Below are 18,205 nucleotides of genomic sequence, written 5' to 3' on the forward strand. Positions count from 1 at the left end.
GAACCCCTTATTGCAAACGTTCTAATAAACGAGCCAGTTTTTTATTGCCGCCAGCGGCTGGTGACCATTGGTAATGCACAACCGGTTTGCTGGCGCTTTGTAGTTCCAGCGCAAAGCTGCGTAATCCGATGTTAATCACGGCGACGTTTTCCAGTAGTGACGGTGTGTGTTGCTGTGCGGCAGGCGAGAGCGGATGAATTAACGCCGCCGCCAGCAAGGTGGCTTCCGGCAGCGAACTCACTACCGCGATCCCTGCATCTTCCAGCATGGCGATTTGCTGCGAGCGGCATTGCGGGTCACGTTCAGTGCCTGTCACCGTGGCAATGGCATACAGTGGTTGATTGTCTGGACGCGCGGCACAGGCTTTTTGCCAGGCGCTTACCAGCGAGGCTGCAGGATCGGTGGTCGCACCGAAGCCAATCACCACATCAAGCAGCAATACGCGCACTTGCGGTTTAGCTCCGAGATCGGCAATTAACTGGTTGCGTAAGGTTGGGTCGATCATCGGATGGGGACGCCCGACGGTGTAGAAATCATCGCCGAGGTCAATAATCTGGTGACCATCGGCGTCGAGCATCATGCCGTGATGATGGGTATCGTCGGCTACCACGCCAAGATGCGCGGCAAGTAATCCCGCCGCTTCGGCGGCTAACGTACCGCCGGTATACAAGCCGCAAATAAGTCCGCTGCTGACAGGTGCTATTGCGTTACGTCGCGCCGTAACGCGTGAAAGCAGGCAAGCCAGGCGTGCAGCCTCATCCAGCGAGGAGGCAAACCAGACATTCTCGTCGCGGGCCACCGCCGGGATATAACCTAAAAACAGCGCCACCGTTGGTTTGCCGGTTGCTTTCATGGCATTAACAATTTTCAGACGCACAGCTTCGGCAGGCGGTTTTGAAACAAACGCCAGCACTTCGCTTTTCTCATATACACTGAGCATTTCCAGCGCCGTTAGCGCACTGATGCCGCCCACGTCACGGCTGAGGTCGCGCCCGCCAAGACCAATCGCGTGAGTAATTCCCTCACCTGCCAGTGCAATCTGCGAACACAGTTCCTGAATCCCGGTACCGGAAGCGCCAATGACGCCAATGTTGCCTTCCGGCATCACGTTAGCAAAAGCCAGCGGCGTGGCGGCAATCATCGATGTACCGCAGTCCGGCCCCATCACCAGCAAACCTTTTTCCCGCGCGCGGGTTTTAAGTTGGATTTCATCTTCCAGCGTGACGTTATCGGAGAACATCATCACGTTGAGGTTGCGATCCAGCGCCTGGTTCGCCAGTTCCGCCGCATACTCGCCAGCCACTGAAATCAGCGCCAGATTGGCATTGGGTAATTTCTGACTGGCACTGTCCCAGCGACGTACCTGCGTCAACGCCTGGCTGCTGCCTGTACCCTGTGCCAGTTGTTTTAGCGCCTCTTCAAGCTGCCGCATAATCGCCTGCGCGATCCCTGCATCCGCCGCTTCGCTACGAATCGCCACGCAAATATCGTTCGGCGTGGCGTGATTAAAATCGTCATGCCAGAAACCTGTAGTCTCTAATAACGCTTTATTGGCGGGCGTACCCATCATTACGGAAACATCATCAACATTTTCTGATTCGCTGAGTTTTCGTGAAATAATCATTAAACTGACCGAATCCTGAAAACACCCTTTTTTAATAAAGGCGTGGATCATAACAACTCCTTAAAAATTGCACCCATGGCAATTGCACGAGCAGTGTTAATGTGGCGATTACGGTATCGATGACAACGAGTAAATAAGGTGATGAATATCACACAGACATTATTAACAAAAGAATTCAAATAACCGCCAGACTATTACGCGTTATTTTTTAATAAGCATAGTTGTTTTAAAAACCAGGTTAAAAGCGAGCGGATTATCAAATAAATTCTAACTATATTTTTTTGCCTGTCTGGATCACATAATCCAGATATTTTCCCTGTATGTTAATTGCAGTCATGCTTCACACCGTCGTTAAAAAGGAAGACAGATGAAAATCAGTCGGGAAACACTCCACCAGCTAATCGAGAATAAACTCTGTCAGGCTGGGTTAAAACGTGAGCACGCTGCAACCGTGGCTGAAGTATTGGTTTACGCTGATGCCAGAGGGATCCACTCTCATGGCGCGGTGCGCGTAGAATACTACGCAGAGCGCATATCAAAAGGCGGCACCAACCGCGAACCAGCGTTTCGTCTTGAAGAAACCGGACCGTGCTCGGCAATTTTACATGCTGACAATGCCGCCGGACAGGTCGCGGCGAAAATGGGTATGGAACATGCCATCAAAACCGCCCAACAACATGGCGTGGCGGTGGTCGGCATCAGCCGGATGGGTCACAGCGGCGCAATCTCTTATTTTGTGCAGCAGGCAGCCCGCGCCGGATTGATTGGCATTTCGATGTGTCAGTCCGATCCAATGGTGGTGCCGTTTGGCGGCGCGGAAATTTACTACGGCACTAACCCGCTGGCCTTTGCCGCGCCGGGAGAAAGCGACGAAATTCTTACCTTTGATATGGCGACTACTGTGCAAGCCTGGGGGAAAGTGCTCGATGCACGCTCGCGCAATATGTCTATACCCGATACCTGGGCGGTCGATAAAAACGGTGCACCAACAACCGATCCCTTCGCGGTTAACGCCCTGCTCCCGGCTGCCGGACCGAAAGGTTATGGCCTGATGATGATGATCGACGTCCTCTCAGGCGTCTTACTCGGCTTACCGTTCGGGCGTCAGGTCAGTTCGATGTATGACGATTTACACGCCGGACGTAATTTGGGGCAATTACATGTAGTTATTAATCCGAACTTTTTCTCCTCCAGCGAATTATTCCGTCAACATCTTAGCCAGACCATGCGCGAATTAAATGCCATTACCCCCGCGCCCGGTTTTAACCAGGTTTATTATCCCGGACAGGATCAGGATATTAAGCAACGCAAAGCCGACGTCGAAGGCATCGAAATTGTTGATGATATTTACCAATATTTAATTTCCGACGCGCTTTATAACACGTCATACGAAACGAAAAATCCCTTTGCGCAATAATTGTTGAGACAGGACTTTCTTATGATTACACATTTCCGTCAAGCCATAGAAGAAACGCTGCCCTGGCTTTCCTCTTTTGGCGCTGACCCAACGGGTGGAATGACCCGTTTACTTTATTCGCCGGAGTGGCTGGAAACCCAGCAGCAATTTAAAAAAAGAATGGCAGCAAGTGGGCTGGAAACACGTTTCGATGAAGTGGGGAATTTATACGGCCGCCTGAACGGCAGCGAATACCCCCAGGAAGTGATTCTGAGCGGTTCGCATATTGATACCGTGGTTAACGGCGGTAACCTCGACGGACAATTCGGCGCACTGGCGGCGTGGCTGGCGATTGACTGGCTGAAAACGCAATACGGCGCGCCGCTGCGAACGGTCGAAGTGGTGGCAATGGCGGAAGAAGAAGGCAGCCGCTTCCCGTATGTCTTCTGGGGCAGTAAAAATATCTTTGGGCTGGCGAATCCTGACGACGTGCGGAATATCTGTGATGCCAAAGGAAATAGTTTTGTCGATGCAATGAAGGCTTGCGGATTTACTCTGCCGAACGCCCCACTAACTCCGCGTCAGGATATTAAAGCCTTTGTCGAACTGCATATCGAACAGGGTTGTGTGCTGGAAAGTAATGGTCAGTCAATTGGCGTGGTGAATGCGATTGTCGGGCAACGTCGCTACACGGTGACGCTGAACGGCGAATCAAACCATGCAGGCACCACGCCGATGGGTTATCGTCGTGATACGGTTTACGCTTTCAGTCGCATTTGCCATCAGTCAGTTGAGAAAGCGAAAAAGATGGGCGACCCGCTGGTGCTGACCTTTGGTAAGGTGGAGCCGCGCCCGAATACGGTGAATGTGGTGCCGGGTAAAACCACGTTCACCATTGATTGTCGTCATACCGACACTGCCATGTTGCGCGATTTTACCCAACAGTTAGAAAACGACATGCGGGCGATTTGCGATGAAATGGACATTGGTATTGATATCGATTTATGGATGGACGAAGAACCCGTGCCGATGAACAAGGAGCTTGTCGCCACCCTGACAGAATTGTGTGAAAGCGAAAAACTGAATTATCGGGTAATGCACAGTGGTGCCGGGCACGACGCGCAAATTTTCGCACCTCGCGTGCCGACCTGCATGATTTTCATTCCCAGCATCAACGGGATCAGCCATAACCCGGCGGAACGCACCAATATTACCGACCTTGCCGAAGGGGTCAAAACGTTGGCACTCATGCTTTATCAACTTGCCTGGCAGAAATAAGGAGTTATAAATGGGATATTTAAATAACGTCACCGGTTACCGCGATGATTTACTGGCTAACCGTGCGATTGTTAAACACGGTAATTTCGCGCTGCTAACCCCGGACGGTCTGGTAAAAAATATTATTCCGGGCTTTGAAAATTGTGACGCGACAATCCTCTCCACGCCAAAGCTGGGGGCCTCTTTTGTTGATTATCTGGTCACACTGCATCAAAACGGCGGCAACAAACAGGGCTTCGGTGGTGAAGGAATTGAAACGTTCCTGTATGTGATCTCTGGAAATATCACTGCCAAAGCCGAAGGGAAAACATTTACCTTAAGTGAAGGTGGCTATCTTTATTGCCCGCCGGGTTCCTTAATGACGTTTGTTAATGCTCAGGCCGAAGACAGCCAAATATTCTTGTATAAGCGCCGCTATGTTCCGGTAGAAGGCCATGCGCCGTGGCTGGTTTCTGGCAATGCCAGCGAACTGGAACGCATTCACTATGAAGGTATGGACGATGTGATCTTGCTGGACTTCCTGCCCAAAGAGTTAGGCTTTGATATGAACATGCATATCCTCTCTTTTGCGCCAGGTGCCAGCCACGGTTATATCGAAACACACGTTCAGGAACACGGTGCCTATATTCTTTCCGGTCAGGGGGTTTATAACCTCGACAATAACTGGATCCCGGTGAAAAAAGGCGATTACATCTTTATGGGCGCTTATTCTTTACAGGCTGGTTATGGCGTAGGGCGTGGTGAAGCGTTCAGCTATATATACTCGAAAGATTGCAACCGTGATGTTGAGATTTAAGTCATACCACTCGCCTGATTATTTTTAGCTATGTTGGATTTTGCCACGGTTTATACCGTGGCTTTTTTGTAGTCAATTCAGGTAAAAAAAGATGCGATATAAATCGCATCCGCTTTAAAGGTAAGAGTCAGTTTTTAATTCCCTGACCTATTTTAATGGCGCAGGCAATATTTCGCGCACTGTTGAAGAGATTGGTTTCACCGCTGGCGAGCACTTCGGCTAAAGGTGCCAGACGTGGCAAAATGCTGAATACCGCGTCAATGCCGTACTGGTGCACCACTTCCACGCCATCACCCAATACGCCAGCAATCCCAATCACCGGTACATTAAACTGCTTCGCCACCGATGCCACACCCAGCGGCGCTTTACCGCCTGCCGTTTGCGAGTCGATGCGCCCTTCCCCGGTGATCACCAGTGCCGCGCCCTGTACCGCCTGTTGCAGATTAACGGCTCGCAGGACAATCTCAATACCCGGTTTGATCTCAGCGTTCAGAAATACCGCTGCGGCAATTCCCATGCCTCCGGCAGCACCGCCGCCCGCCATCTGGCAGACGTTGATTTCGGTTAGCTGTTGTAAAACACGGGCGTAATTTTGCAGCCCCTGTTCCAGCTCTTCGACCATTTCTGGCGTTGCCCCTTTTTGCGGGCCAAACACCGCCGCCGCGCCGCGTGCCCCTACCAACGGATTATCTACATCGCACGCTACTTCAATATGGCAGTTCGCCAGACGCGGATCGCACTCCTCCATCTCAATGCTTGCCACGCGCGCTAAATTGCCGCCGTTAGCCACCAGCACCTGACCGTCGGCATCGAGAAAACGCACACCGAGCGCCTGCGCCATGCCCATACCGCCGTCGACCGTCGCGCTACCACCAATGCCGAGAATAATATGGCGAATATCGTTATCCAGCGCATGGCGAATTAACTCCCCCGTACCAAAACTGGAGGCCAGCAACGGATTACGCTTTTCAGATTCGACCAGCATCAGGCCACTTGCCGCCGCCATCTCAATCACCGCCGTTTTCCCGTCGCCGGTAAGGCCATAAAAAGCATTCACTTTTTCGCCCATCGGTCCACAGACTTCAAGTGTCACGATTTTGCCGCCCGTCGCGGCGACCATCGCCTCCACCGTCCCTTCGCCGCCATCCGCTATCGGCAAACAGATATAGTGCGCATCGGGAAATATGGTCGAAAACCCGGCTTTAATTGCCTGACAACATTTTTCTGCACTTAAGCTCTCTTTAAACGAGTCTGGCGCAATGACAATCTTCATTATCAATCCTTTTTCAACAAATTATTCGATGCGTTCCCACGGAATAAGATTATCCATAAGAACAGCCAGTAAAATTCCGACCAGTAAGCCGTTACTGAGCAGAGGACGAAGCGTTAATGGAAGGTCTTGCAGATACACAGGCGGTAATGCCATTAAAAATATGCCGACAAATAACGGCAATGCGAGTCGATAAATATTGCGAGCGGTAAACGTGATTTGCTGGCTAAACACCAGCGCGGAAAAGAGTAAAGGCAGATAAGAAACCAGCATGACCGCGCTACTCACTGGTAAGGGGATACTGCAAAACAGTCGCGTGAGTGCCGGAACCAGTGCCACCAGCAGGCAAATAACGCTGCCATAAATAAACGAACGCCGCGTGTAATCGCCAGTCTGGGTTAATAAACCAATGGATGAAACAAACGGTGAAAATGGAATTACCGCCAGCGGCACGGTTATCAGCGTCATAAATCCGGTCGCCACAAAGCTGCGACGATAACGCGTATTCCCCGCGCCCTGTTGCGGATAAAAAACATCCGTGCCACGAATCGCACCGTAGGTATTGCTGATATTTACCAGACCTGTAATCACCGCCGTCAGAATAATCCCCGGCAACAAAGCACCGCCACTGCCAAGCGGGAACCACTGCCAGTGCAACTCACCGGAAAGCGAGTGCGAAGAAGGAAAGCAAAAGTACCACAACAACCAGCCGGTTATCGTACCAACCAGTAAGCCGTAACGGGCAAAACGTTGCGGCAGAAAAATAATCATTGCCAGTACCAGGCACATCACCGCGACCGAGAGCGCGAACGGCGGTAACTGAATTTTAAAATTCGGGTCGGCTATGCCAAACGGCAGGCCGAGCATACCTTTGAAAAAGATAGTGGTCAGCTGCGCGCCCAGCATCAACATAAACAAGACCATCACAGACGGCGTAAATAACCGCGCCAGGCGATGACCTAATCCGCTAAAACCAATCAACATCGTCAGCACGCCAGAAATCGCAATCCCCACCGCCAGACTGGTAGCGATATCGTTGATCGGGGTCCCGCGCGATGCTTCGCCAAGGGTGATAGTAAGGATGGTTCCCCACCACAGGCCACCCGGCCCTTCCATAATAGCGCGACGATGACCGCAGAACGCCTGAGCGAAGCAGGCCAGTGCGGTAGCAAGAAAAGCATATTGCGTGAGCGTAAGCAGGCTACTTTGCGGCAACTGAAAAGCAGAAAGTAGCGTAGGAGGAACCACAACCGTGTTGCAAAAAATAAAGAAAAACCACTGAAATCCTGATAACAGGCTTTCGCGGCTGACTGCAAAATTGAACATAAACACACCTTAACCGGAGAATGCCCGCCGCAAGGACGGGCATTGCAGGGGCCAGATTACTGCTGATGTTTAAGGATAAATTGACCTTTCGGCGCAACAGGGAAGCCCTGTTCGATGTCGTAAATCACATCACCACGTAAGATGGTTTTCGTGATACGCGCGCCAATGGTACGGCCAACATACGGGCTGACTTTGTGGCGATATTCCAGATCGTCATTGGTAAGAACATAGCTGCTATTCGGCTGAATGAAGACGAAGTCGGCATCTTTTCCTGGGGCGATCCGGCCTTTTTGCTGCAGACCGAAAATATCTGCTGCGTTAGTTGCCATTAATTTGCCGAACATCGGCAGAGACATACCACGTTTCTGTACTGCTTCATCGAACATCACGTCCATGCAGCTTTGCAGACCGGCGATACCGCCCCATGCTTTCATGATGTTGCCTGCTTTCATTTCCGGCGGGCATGGAGAGTGGTCGGAAACCAGGCAGTCGATTTCACCATTAAACAGTTTTTCCCACATGCCTTTCTGGTTTTCCAGATCGCGGATCGGTGGTGAACACTTCGCCAGAGTACCGATTTCTTCGAACTGATCGGTATCCAGTACAAAGTAATGCGGGCAGGATTCACAGGTAACGTCCTGGCCTTCCTGACGCGCACGAGTCACCTCTTCAACACCTTCCGGGCTGCTGATGTGGCAAACGTGCAGACGGCAACCGGCGACTTTCGCCAGGTACAGTACGCGGCGAATCGCTTCCACTTCGGTAAACACCGGACGCGAAGCCACATAGTCATGAGCGGTTACGCGACCTTCGCGCTTCGCTTCTTCGCCCAGTTCGTCACAGATCAGCGCATTTTCGCAGTGCACCAGCACTGGCTGACCCAGTTCGCCCAGCTTCTGTGCGCCTTTGAAAAACTGCCAGTCGTTTACGTCACGGAAGTCGTTGTCGATACCGCGATCGCCACAGGTTGCAACGAAGCATTTGAAGCCGACAACGCCCACTTCATCCAGCTCATGCAGACGGTCGATGTTGTAAGACACCAGGCCACCGAGTTGCGCCGCATCGATAGTCAGCTTGCCTTTAGCGGCATCAAACTTCAGTTCAATCGATGCGCGGTCAACCGTTGCAGGCAGCTGGTTGAGCGGCATTTCGATCATGGTGGTGATACCCCCTTTTGCCGCTGCGCGAGTACCCGTTTCATAACCTTCCCAGTGGCTACGACCCGGTTCAGAAATATGGGTGTGCGCATCAACCATGCCTGGCGAAACCACCAGACCAGACGCATCCATAACTTCTTTTGCATCGCCCAGATCCTGACCGATAGCAGCAATTTTTCCACCTTTAACGGCGATATCTACAACGCGAGCTTCGTTTTCTAAAATAACGGTGCCGTTTTTAATGATTAAATCAAAAGACATAACAAACTCCTTGTAAAATACAGATTGGTTTTTTAACTCAATGTTCAATATCGGGATTAATTAACCTGTGACTTTTTGTTCTCCTGTTTTTTCTGCTGCAGTACGTTTCTTTAATAAGGCGTAGGCCGCAAAGGCGACAATAACGCCGACAAACCATGAAACGCGTGATAACGGTTCCATAAAGGGAATAAACTTACCGCCAAGAGATAAAATAACGGCGACCAGAGTTACTGAGAACGCGGTGAGGTTAAAGCCGTTATCGTAATATTTATAATCGCCTGCTGCGGTGTACAGCTCATCAAGATTAATTTGCCCACGCATCACCACAAAATAATGCGCCATCATCACACCAATGACCGGACCAAGCATTCCGCCGATAATATCGAGGAACAGATAAATACTGTCCTGATTTTCCATTAATTTCCACGGGCAGATCAGCAGGCTGATAATACTGGCAATCAGTACGCCGTTTTTATAGGTCAGTTTCGTCGGTGCAATAGCGGCAATCTGATAACCAGCCGGAATAATATTACCGGTGGCGTTAGTGGAGATAGTCGTCATCAGAATAACCAGTACCGCAAAGAACGAGGCAAACAGGCTATCCCAACGCTGTACAATATCCAGCACGTTCCAGGTGTCAGCGCCGTAGTGAATACTGGCTCCGGCAATAATACATACCCCGGCGACCGCAAACAGAATATAGGCCACAACTAAACCCAGCGTTTGCCCCAGCGCTTGCTCACGAAACGAGTGGGCGTTTTGCGTAAAGTCGGATGCGCTCACCGCCGGTGCCGCCCAGACCGCAACTACCGCGTTAATCACCACCAGGAACAGGAAACCACCGTTTTCTGCTTTCTGAATACCGCTCGGAATGTAGTCAAAGATTGGACCGATCCCGACCAGCGAAATCGCCCAAATCGCCATACCGCCGAAAACGATATAGATACACGGATTAAGAATAGCGGTGAATTTATTTAAAACTTTGCCACCACCGAAACCGATTCCGACGTTCACCAGCCAGAAGAGTAAGAAAGTGATTAAGCCCGGTAGAGAAAGCCCTAACAGGGTAAAATCACCACCGAGAGTTAAAAATCCCGGCCAGATTTTGCCAATCAGGATCAAGCAGGCCAGCGATCCGGCGTAACATTGCAGGCCAAACCACATAATGGCAGCAATCCCGCCTCTTAATAATCCGGGAAACAGTGCACCACGTACGCCATAAGAAGCACGCAGGATCATGGCAAATGGTACGCCGTATTTACTGCCCGCAGCACCGTTTAATACCATTACCGCGGCAATGAAAAAGGCGCTAAGAATAATGGCCAGCATAATACTAAAGGTAGACAAGCCGAGAATAAAAAAGCCGCCGACCATCACATAATTGGGAACGTTATGAACCGAACCCATCCATAAGGTAAAATAGTTAAATGTTTTCCAGGTCCGCTGGCTTTGCGTTTTCGGCAATAGATCTTCGCTATAGCCGCGTTGCTGGAATAGTTTTCTCTGATGTTCCATAAATCCCTCTTAATTTCACGTATCGAATAACGTCTTTTTAATCTAGCTATGAGGAACAAATAAAATAAAAATATTATTTTTAATACTGAAGCAACATCTTTGGCTGCTTTCTTTTTTTAATATTGCTGGCCGATTCATTTTCTGATATCGGCCATTTTTATTGCGGGTATCAGGCCAGTTTATGGTTAGCCATTAATTCCAGCGCCTGCACTAACGCAGAGTGATCCAACTGGCTGCCACCGTTTGCCGCACAGGTATTAAATAACTCCTGGCAGGTCGCGGTGTTTGGCAGGTTCAGCGCCAGTGCTTTCGCACTTTGCAGTGCCAGGTTGAGATCTTTCTGGTGCAGCGCAATTTTGAAACCTGGATTAAAGGTGCGTTTAATCATGCGCTCACCGTGAACTTCCAGAATACGTGAGGAAGCAAAGCCGCCCATCAGCGCCTGCCGCACCCGTACCGGATCCGCTCCGGCTTTTGAAGCAAACAGCAAGGCTTCAGAAACCGCTTCAATATTGAGCGCCACGATAATCTGATTTGCCACTTTGCAGGTCTGGCCGTCGCCGTTACCGCCCACGAGGGTGATATTTTTACCGAGCAATTCAAACAGCGGTTTAACACGTTCAAATACCGCTTCGTCGCCGCCAACCATAATCGACAACGTCCCTTCACGCGCGCCGATTTCACCGCCGGAGACGGGCGCATCGAGATAATCGCCGTCCAGTTCATTCACCTGACGAGCGAAACGCTTAGTTTCAATCGGGGAAATGGAGCTCATATCAACAATGGTTTTGCCCTTCAGCGAGGCTTTGGTACAACCATTTTCACCAAACAGAACTTCTTCAACCTGTGGCGTATCCGGCACCATAATAAAAATGATGTCCGATGCTTCCGTTACCTGGCGCGCAGTTTCAACACTGACGGCACCCAGTGACAGTAATTCATCAACAACCGGACCAATGGTTGTGACATGCAGTTGATGACCGGCACGCGCCAGATTAATGGCCATCGGTGTACCCATAATGCCTAAGCCAATAAATCCCAGTTTCATAATTAACCTCTTTTAAATTTCGCTTTTCCTGAATTCAGACAACACGATCCCCTGCCAACTTAGCGGCCTAAAAAAGCATTGCCTGAACAGCGTTACGTTTTAACGGTACGGATCCATCCAGTGTAAACCGGCTTCCGTGGTGGTTTGGGGTTTATATTCACACCCAACCCAACCGTTGTAGTCAGAATTTTCAATTACCGTAAAGAGATACTCATAATTAATTTCTCCGGTTCCCGGTTCGCCGCGATGCGGATTATCGGCAATTTGCAGGTGACCAATTTTATCGGCCCATTGAGTCATAGTGTTGGTTAATTCACCTTCCATCCGCTGCATGTGATAAATGTCATACTGAATTTTCAAATTGCAGCAACCAACATCATCAATCAATTTCAGCGCTTGTTGAGTTCCGGTGAGATAGAAACCAGGAATATCGAAATGGTTAATAGGTTCAATCAGTAATAAAATATCTTCTTTTATCAACATATTCGCGGCATAACGCAGGTTTCCTACAAGCGTTGCGTGAATCTGCTCTCGGCTGAAACCTGCTGGCGTTTTACCGACCAGACAGTTGATTTTTTTATTTCCCAGCGCACGAGCATAACGAATCGCTGCCGCTACGCCATCACGAAACTCTTCTTCACGGCCAGGAATACAGGCAATACCGCGCTCCCCCGCCGCCCAGTCACCCGCCGGTAAATTGTGCAGAGTATGTTCGAGTTTATTACTCGCCAGCACCTGTTTTAATTCTTCAATGTCGTAGTCATAAGGAAACATAAATTCAACGCCGCGAAAACCACACTGCGCTGCTTTCTCAAAACGGGCGAGAAAATCATATTCACCAAATAACATCGATAAATTCGCAGAGAAACGTAACATTATTTATCTCCCTTATTCATAGTGCATGAAGCAGGTTTCAGTCGGTGCATCCACTGCGTTATCGGCGATATCTTCAAATTCCATGACATTATCCAGTTCGCTGCCCATCGAAATATTGGTCACACGTTCGAGAATAACTTCCACAACTACCGGAACACGGTATTGATTCATTAATGCTTTCGCCTGTTCAAATGCCGGAGCAATATCTTCCGGTTTGAAAACACGAATCGCTTTACAACCTAAACCTTCCGCTACTTTTACGTGGTCTACGCCGTAACCGTTCACTTCGCTGGAGTTAATATTTTCGAATGCGAGCTGTACGCAGTAATCCATATCAAAGGCGCGTTGCGACTGACGAATCAGACCCAGATAGGCGTTATTCACCAGCACATGGATGTACGGAATGTTGAACTGTGCGCCAACGGCTAATTCTTCAATCAGGAACTGGAAGTCGAAGTCACCGGAAATCGCCACCACATTGCGCTCTGGATCAGCGGCACACACGCCCAGCGCTGCCGGAATGGTCCAGCCCAACGGGCCTGCCTGCCCACAGTTGATCCAGTGGCGGTCTTTAAAGACATGCAGCATTTGTGCCGCAGCGATTTGTGACAGACCAATGGTGGTGACATAACAAACATCGCGACCAAAGGCTTTGTTCATCTCTTCATACACGCGCTGCGGTTTCACCGGCACATTGTCGAAGTGGGTTTTGCGCAGCAAAGTGCGTTTGCGCTGCTGGCAGTCGGCGACCCATTCTTTACGACACGGCAGACGACCCGCTTTTTGCATCTCCTGCGCCACTTCAACCAGTAAAGTCAGGGCAGCTTTAGCATCAGAGACAATCCCCAGATCCGGGCACAGCACGCGGCCAATTTGCGTCGGCTCAATATCGATATGGACGATTTTGCGCCCTTCGGTGTATTTCTCTACCGAACCGGTATGACGGTTGGCGAAACGGTTACCGATACCAAACACCATATCGGACGCCAGCAACGTTGCGTTACCGTAACGATGCGCGGTTTGCAGACCCACCATCCCGGCCATCAGTTCATGATCGTCCGGGATACAGCCCCAGCCCATCAGCGTTGGGATCACCGGAACGCTGGTCAGTTCAGCAAACTGTTGTAACAGTGCAGCTGCGTCAGCATTGATGACCCCGCCCCCGGCAACAATCACCGGACGTTCAGCCTGGATTAACATTTCGACCGCTTTTTCAATCTGCATACGGCTGGCAGCAGGTTTATAGACCGGCAGCGGTTCGTACATGTCAGGATCAAACTCGATTTCCGCCACCTGAACGTCGAACGGTAAATCCACCAGTACCGGACCCGGACGACCAGAACGCATCAGGTGAAATGCCTGTTGCAGCACACGAGGCACCAGTGCCGCTTCACGTACTGTAACCGCCATTTTACTTACCGGCTTGGCGATAGCTTCGATATCAACAGCCTGGAAATCTTCTTTATGCAGACGAGCACGCGGTGCCTGACCAGTGATGCACAAAATAGGAATGGAATCAGCAGAAGCGGAATAGAGCGCGGTGATCATGTCCGTGCCCGCAGGACCGGAAGTCCCCAGACATACGCCGATATTCCCTGCCGTTGCGCGGGTATAACCTTCCGCCATGTGCGAAGCACCTTCCACATGACGCGCCAGAATGTGACGAATACCGCCGTGCTTACGCATCGCTGAGTAGAACGGATTGATTGCAGCTCCCGGAACGCCGAAGGCGGTGGTGATACCTTCTTTCTCCAGCACATACATTGCCGCGTCAACGGCTCTCATTTTTGCCATTTTATTCCTACCTCTATTAATTGGAAAAATTTTCCAACTTTCAAATTTTGTCAAAAAAACCCGCTCCGCAGAGCGGGATGCGACAGACACTATGGATGTGCTTTCAGTCCCAACGCCGTGCTGATATCGCGGGCGGTGTCTCTGACCAGCTCACCCTGACTGACAAAACGATCTTCTGTCAGTCTTGATGAAGGCCCGGAGATGGAGATAGCGGCAACAACGCTACCTACATCATCGTAAATTGCTGAAGCTATGCAATTCAGACCTACAACATGCTCTTCTTTATCTACGGTATAGCCCAGTTCACGCGCTTGTTCCAGGTCCTTCAGCAAGGTGGGCATATCCACAAGCGTAGTTGGCGTAAACTGCTGCAAACCGGTTTGCAAGATGATGCTCATCAACTCCTCTTCCGCCAGCGGATAAAGCAGCGCCTTGCCCGCACCGGAAGCATGCAGCGGCAGACGACTGCCCAGTGGCGCACACATCCTGACCATCGATTTACACTCTAACTGACCAATTAATACTGCTTCATTGCCGTTACGGATCGCGACATTGACCGTTTCGCCGGAAAGTAACATCAGGCGGCGCATAAACGGCCCGGCGACGGAGAGGACATCGCGGTTATGGATGTACGCCGCACCGACGTTAAAGACACCTAATCCTATATGCCACCAGCCTAACTGACTGTCCTGATAGACAAAATCCGCTGCCTGTAAAACCTTCAACAAGCGAAAGGTCGTGGAGAGCGGCAAATCCAGATTGAGAGAAATATCGCTAACCGACGAACTTCCCCCACTTTTTTCCAGATATTGCAGAATCGCAATTCCCCGCTCTAACGCCTGTGCGCCCTTCTGTGCCACAGGCTCCGCCTGTCCTGGCCTGCCGCGCCGTCTAACTTCCGTCATACCTACGTTAACTCCGACCTACAAGTGAGCATAAACAATGAACAATTAGTTTATCTTATGCAAGTCGGTTACAGGCGTCACGCAAAACAGAGTTCCTGTTCAGGAATACTTTCAACATCACAGTTGTCACTGCCGCCGCGATCGATGGTCAGAAAATCGGTGACGCGCTGCCAGGCGAAAAGTGGGTGATGCCAGACGTTACGATGGTAATTCACTCCCTGTTCACCGTTGGTAATAAACGCCCGCAGGGTTGACAGGTCTGGTTTGTCGTCACCTAACGCCACGACCACCACAAACACTTCCCCTTTCATCGGAATAAAGGCCTGAGTGCCCAGCGGATGACGTTCGAGTTCGTGAATGGTCAGCGGCAGATTCGCCGGTTGCGCGCGGTTAATGCTAATAAGCGTACGGTCTTGCTCAAGAATCTCAACCAGCGCCAAATCGTGGTAACGCTCCACCAGGCCATTGTTAATATGGAAAAAATCCCGTTGCTGCGTTTCGATTACGTCGCCATAAGCACTAAAGGCTTCCTGACTTAACGGTAATACCTGAAGTTTCATCTTTTTGTCCTTGTAACATAATTCCGTTCAACCACCGCCGACCGGTCAATGTGGTTCAATAACAGGCAATCTAAAACCTTAAGAGAACAACATCAATACAAAAGTTGGAATATTTTTCCAAAACTAGATTTAGTCCACAAATCACACAGGGTTATCATGTAAAAATACTGATAAATCAGAGGATAAGAAAATCACGCAACTTGCGGATTTAAAAGGGGATACCTGAAGATGTTCGATCCAGAAACCTTGCGGACTTTCATTGCGGTTGCTGAAACAGGAAGTTTTTCAAAAGCGGCAGAACGATTATGTAAAACCACGGCGACGATCAGTTATCGCATTAAACTTCTGGAAGAGAATACCGGAGTGGCGCTGTTTTTCCGCACGACTCGCAGCGTGACGTTGACAGCGGCTGGCGAGCATCTACTTTCTCAGGCCAGAGACTGGCTGAGCTGGCTGGAAAGTATGCCCAGCGAGCTGCAACAGGTGAATGATGGCGTGGAACGCCAGGTGAATATTGTCATCAACAACCTGCTCTACAACCCCCAGGCCGTCGCCCAGCTGCTGGCGTGGCTGAATGAACGTTACCCCTTTACCCAGTTTCACATCTCCCGACAAATCTATATGGGCGTCTGGGACTCGCTATTGTACGAAGGTTTTTCACTGGCTATCGGCGTCACGGGAACCGAGGCGCTGGCAAATACCTTTAGTCTTGATCCCTTAGGATCGGTGCAATGGCGCTTTGTCATGGCGGCGGATCATCCGCTGGCGAAAGTTGAAGAGCCGCTAACAGAAGCGCAGTTGCGGCGCTTTCCGGCGGTTAATATTGAAGACAGCGCCCGCACCTTAACCAAGCGCGTCGCCTGGCGTTTGCCGGGGCAAAAAGAGATTATTGTTCCCGATATGGAAACGAAAATCGCCGCCCATCTGGCGGGCGTTGGCATTGGTTTTTTGCCAAAATCACTTTGCCAGTCAATGATCGATAATCAACAATTGATCTGCCGGGTAATCCCAACGATGCGCCCTCCTTCGCCATTGAGTCTGGCATGGCGCAAATTTGGCAGTGGCAAAGCGGTAGAAGATATTGTGACCTTGTTTACTCAGCGCAGGCCGGAAATCAGCGGATTTTTAGAAATTTTCGGCAACCCACGCAGTTAAAAATCAAGTTTCCTTGCGCGTTGGCGCGTAAAATAGCGTGCAAGCTGATTTGAGGTTCACTTTTAACTATGCAAGAGAGACACACGGAACAGGACTATCGTGCCCTGCTGATTGCTGATACGCCCATTATTGATGTTCGCGCCCCCATCGAGTTTGAGCAAGGCGCAATGCCCGCCGCTATCAACCTGCCGTTAATGAATAACGATGAACGCGCCGCCGTTGGCACCTGCTACAAACAGCAAGGGTCAGACGCGGCGCTGGCGCTGGGGCATAAACTGGTGGCGGGTGAAATTCGTCAGCAGCGCATGGACGCCTGGCGGGCTGCGTGCCTGCAAAACCCGCAAGGTATTCTCTGCTGCGCCCGTGGCGGTCAACGTTCGCACATTGTGCAACGCTGGCTGCATGAAGCGGGGATTGATTATCCGCTGGTGGAAGGCGGTTATAAGGCACTGCGCCAGACGGCGATTCAGGCAACTATTGAACTGTCACACAAACCGATAGTGCTGATTGGCGGTTGTACCGGCAGCGGCAAAACGCTGTTAGTGCAACAGCAACCGAACGGTGTTGATCTGGAAGGGCTGGCGCGTCACCGCGGCTCTGCTTTTGGTCGCACGTTACAACCACAACTTAGCCAGGCGAGTTTTGAAAACCTGCTGGCTGCCGAAATGCTAAAAACCGACGCCCGTCAGGAGCTGCACCTGTGGGTGCTGGAAGACGAAAGCCGGATGATCGGTTCGAATCACCTGCCGGAATGCCTGCGCGAACGCATGACGCAGGCGGCGATTGCAGTGGTAGAAGATCCGTTTGAGATCCGTCTTGAACGCCTGAACGAAGAGTATTTCTTGCGTATGCATCATGATTTTACCCATGCGTACGGCGACGAACAGGGCTGGCAGGAGTATTGCGAATACCTGCATCACGGACTTTCGGCGATTAAGCGTCGGCTGGGGCTACAACGCTATAACGAACTGGCTGCAAGGCTGGATGCGGCGCTGACAACGCAACTCGCAACCGGTAGCACCGACGGTCATTTGGCCTGGCTGGTGCCGTTACTTGAAGAATATTACGACCCGATGTATCGCTATCAGCTTGAGAAAAAAGCGGAAAAAGTTGTCTTTCGCGGTGAGTGGGCGGAAGTGGCGGAGTGGGTGAAGTCGCGGTAATAGGCGGTATTCTGTGCACGCTGTTCATGCCGGATGCGGCGTGAACGCCTTATCCGGCCTACGGTTAAGTGCAGTTTTGTA

General features: G+C 50.7%; 15 protein-coding genes. 5 read left to right on the top strand and 10 right to left on the bottom strand.

Features of this window, described 5'->3' with window-relative positions; translation table 11 throughout:
- Window positions 1-7 precede the first annotated feature (7 nt).
- Window positions 8-1,675, bottom strand: coding sequence for an acyl-CoA synthetase FdrA (locus tag AACU19_RS10440; protein WP_105278209.1), 1,668 nt, complete (start codon window positions 1,673-1,675; stop codon window positions 8-10).
- A 316-nt stretch (window positions 1,676-1,991) separates the two neighbouring features.
- Here AACU19_RS10440 and allD point away from each other — a divergent pair, with 316 nt between their 5' ends.
- Genes allD through allE form a run of 3 tightly spaced genes read left to right on the top strand, consistent with a single transcriptional unit; the run spans window position 1,992 to window position 5,094 of the window.
- Window positions 1,992-3,041: an ureidoglycolate dehydrogenase gene (allD, locus tag AACU19_RS10445; protein ID WP_105278210.1), complete on the top strand. Its 1,050-nt coding sequence runs from the start codon at window positions 1,992-1,994 to the stop codon at window positions 3,039-3,041.
- 21 nt (window positions 3,042-3,062) lie between these two features.
- Window positions 3,063-4,298 (top strand): allantoate deiminase, encoded by a 1,236-nt coding sequence (gene allC, locus AACU19_RS10450; protein ID WP_105278211.1) that lies wholly within the window; start codon window positions 3,063-3,065, stop codon window positions 4,296-4,298.
- 10 nt (window positions 4,299-4,308) lie between these two features.
- A complete protein-coding gene (allE, locus tag AACU19_RS10455) occupies window positions 4,309-5,094 on the top strand; it encodes a (S)-ureidoglycine aminohydrolase (protein ID WP_105278212.1) in 786 nt (261 codons plus the stop codon).
- Between the two features lie 127 nt (window positions 5,095-5,221).
- Here allE and glxK read toward each other — a convergent pair whose 3' ends face one another.
- From glxK to allA, 9 genes are all read right to left on the bottom strand, one after another.
- Complete coding sequence (glxK, locus tag AACU19_RS10460) at window positions 5,222-6,367, bottom strand: glycerate 3-kinase (protein WP_105278213.1); 1,146 nt, start codon at window positions 6,365-6,367, stop codon at window positions 5,222-5,224.
- A gap of 21 nt (window positions 6,368-6,388) precedes the next feature.
- On the bottom strand, window positions 6,389-7,690 hold the full coding sequence (locus tag AACU19_RS10465) for a uracil/xanthine transporter (RefSeq protein WP_032302608.1): 1,302 nt from the start codon (window positions 7,688-7,690) through the stop codon (window positions 6,389-6,391).
- A 56-nt stretch (window positions 7,691-7,746) separates the two neighbouring features.
- A complete protein-coding gene (gene allB, locus AACU19_RS10470; protein WP_000006897.1) occupies window positions 7,747-9,108 on the bottom strand; it encodes an allantoinase AllB in 1,362 nt (453 codons plus the stop codon).
- 60 nt (window positions 9,109-9,168) lie between these two features.
- Window positions 9,169-10,623 (bottom strand): allantoin transporter, encoded by a 1,455-nt coding sequence (locus AACU19_RS10475; RefSeq protein ID WP_105278214.1) that lies wholly within the window; start codon window positions 10,621-10,623, stop codon window positions 9,169-9,171.
- A 169-nt stretch (window positions 10,624-10,792) separates the two neighbouring features.
- Window positions 10,793-11,671 (bottom strand): 2-hydroxy-3-oxopropionate reductase, encoded by an 879-nt coding sequence (gene glxR, locus AACU19_RS10480; RefSeq protein ID WP_105278215.1) that lies wholly within the window; start codon window positions 11,669-11,671, stop codon window positions 10,793-10,795.
- Window positions 11,672-11,770: 99 nt separating this feature from the next.
- A complete protein-coding gene (gene hyi, locus AACU19_RS10485) occupies window positions 11,771-12,547 on the bottom strand; it encodes a hydroxypyruvate isomerase (RefSeq protein ID WP_105278216.1) in 777 nt (258 codons plus the stop codon).
- Between the two features lie 12 nt (window positions 12,548-12,559).
- Window positions 12,560-14,341 carry a glyoxylate carboligase gene (gene gcl / locus AACU19_RS10490; protein WP_024212034.1) on the bottom strand — a complete coding sequence of 594 codons (1,782 nt, stop codon included), beginning with the start codon at window positions 14,339-14,341 and terminating at the stop codon, window positions 12,560-12,562.
- 89 nt (window positions 14,342-14,430) lie between these two features.
- On the bottom strand, window positions 14,431-15,246 hold the full coding sequence (gene allR / locus AACU19_RS10495) for an HTH-type transcriptional repressor AllR (protein ID WP_000141275.1): 816 nt from the start codon (window positions 15,244-15,246) through the stop codon (window positions 14,431-14,433).
- 77 nt (window positions 15,247-15,323) lie between these two features.
- Window positions 15,324-15,806 (bottom strand): ureidoglycolate lyase, encoded by a 483-nt coding sequence (gene allA / locus AACU19_RS10500; RefSeq protein ID WP_000776388.1) that lies wholly within the window; start codon window positions 15,804-15,806, stop codon window positions 15,324-15,326.
- A gap of 228 nt (window positions 15,807-16,034) precedes the next feature.
- Here allA and allS point away from each other — a divergent pair, with 228 nt between their 5' ends.
- On the top strand, window positions 16,035-16,961 hold the full coding sequence (allS, locus tag AACU19_RS10505; RefSeq protein ID WP_000460134.1) for an HTH-type transcriptional activator AllS: 927 nt from the start codon (window positions 16,035-16,037) through the stop codon (window positions 16,959-16,961).
- A gap of 68 nt (window positions 16,962-17,029) precedes the next feature.
- Window positions 17,030-18,124: a tRNA 2-selenouridine(34) synthase MnmH gene (mnmH, locus tag AACU19_RS10510; RefSeq protein WP_032302601.1), complete on the top strand. Its 1,095-nt coding sequence runs from the start codon at window positions 17,030-17,032 to the stop codon at window positions 18,122-18,124.
- Window positions 18,125-18,205 lie beyond the last annotated feature (81 nt).

Origin of the sequence: Escherichia sp. MOD1-EC4550 (assembly GCF_963876935.1) — a bacterium.
In the GTDB taxonomy this organism is placed as follows: domain Bacteria; phylum Pseudomonadota; class Gammaproteobacteria; order Enterobacterales; family Enterobacteriaceae; genus Escherichia; species Escherichia coli_F.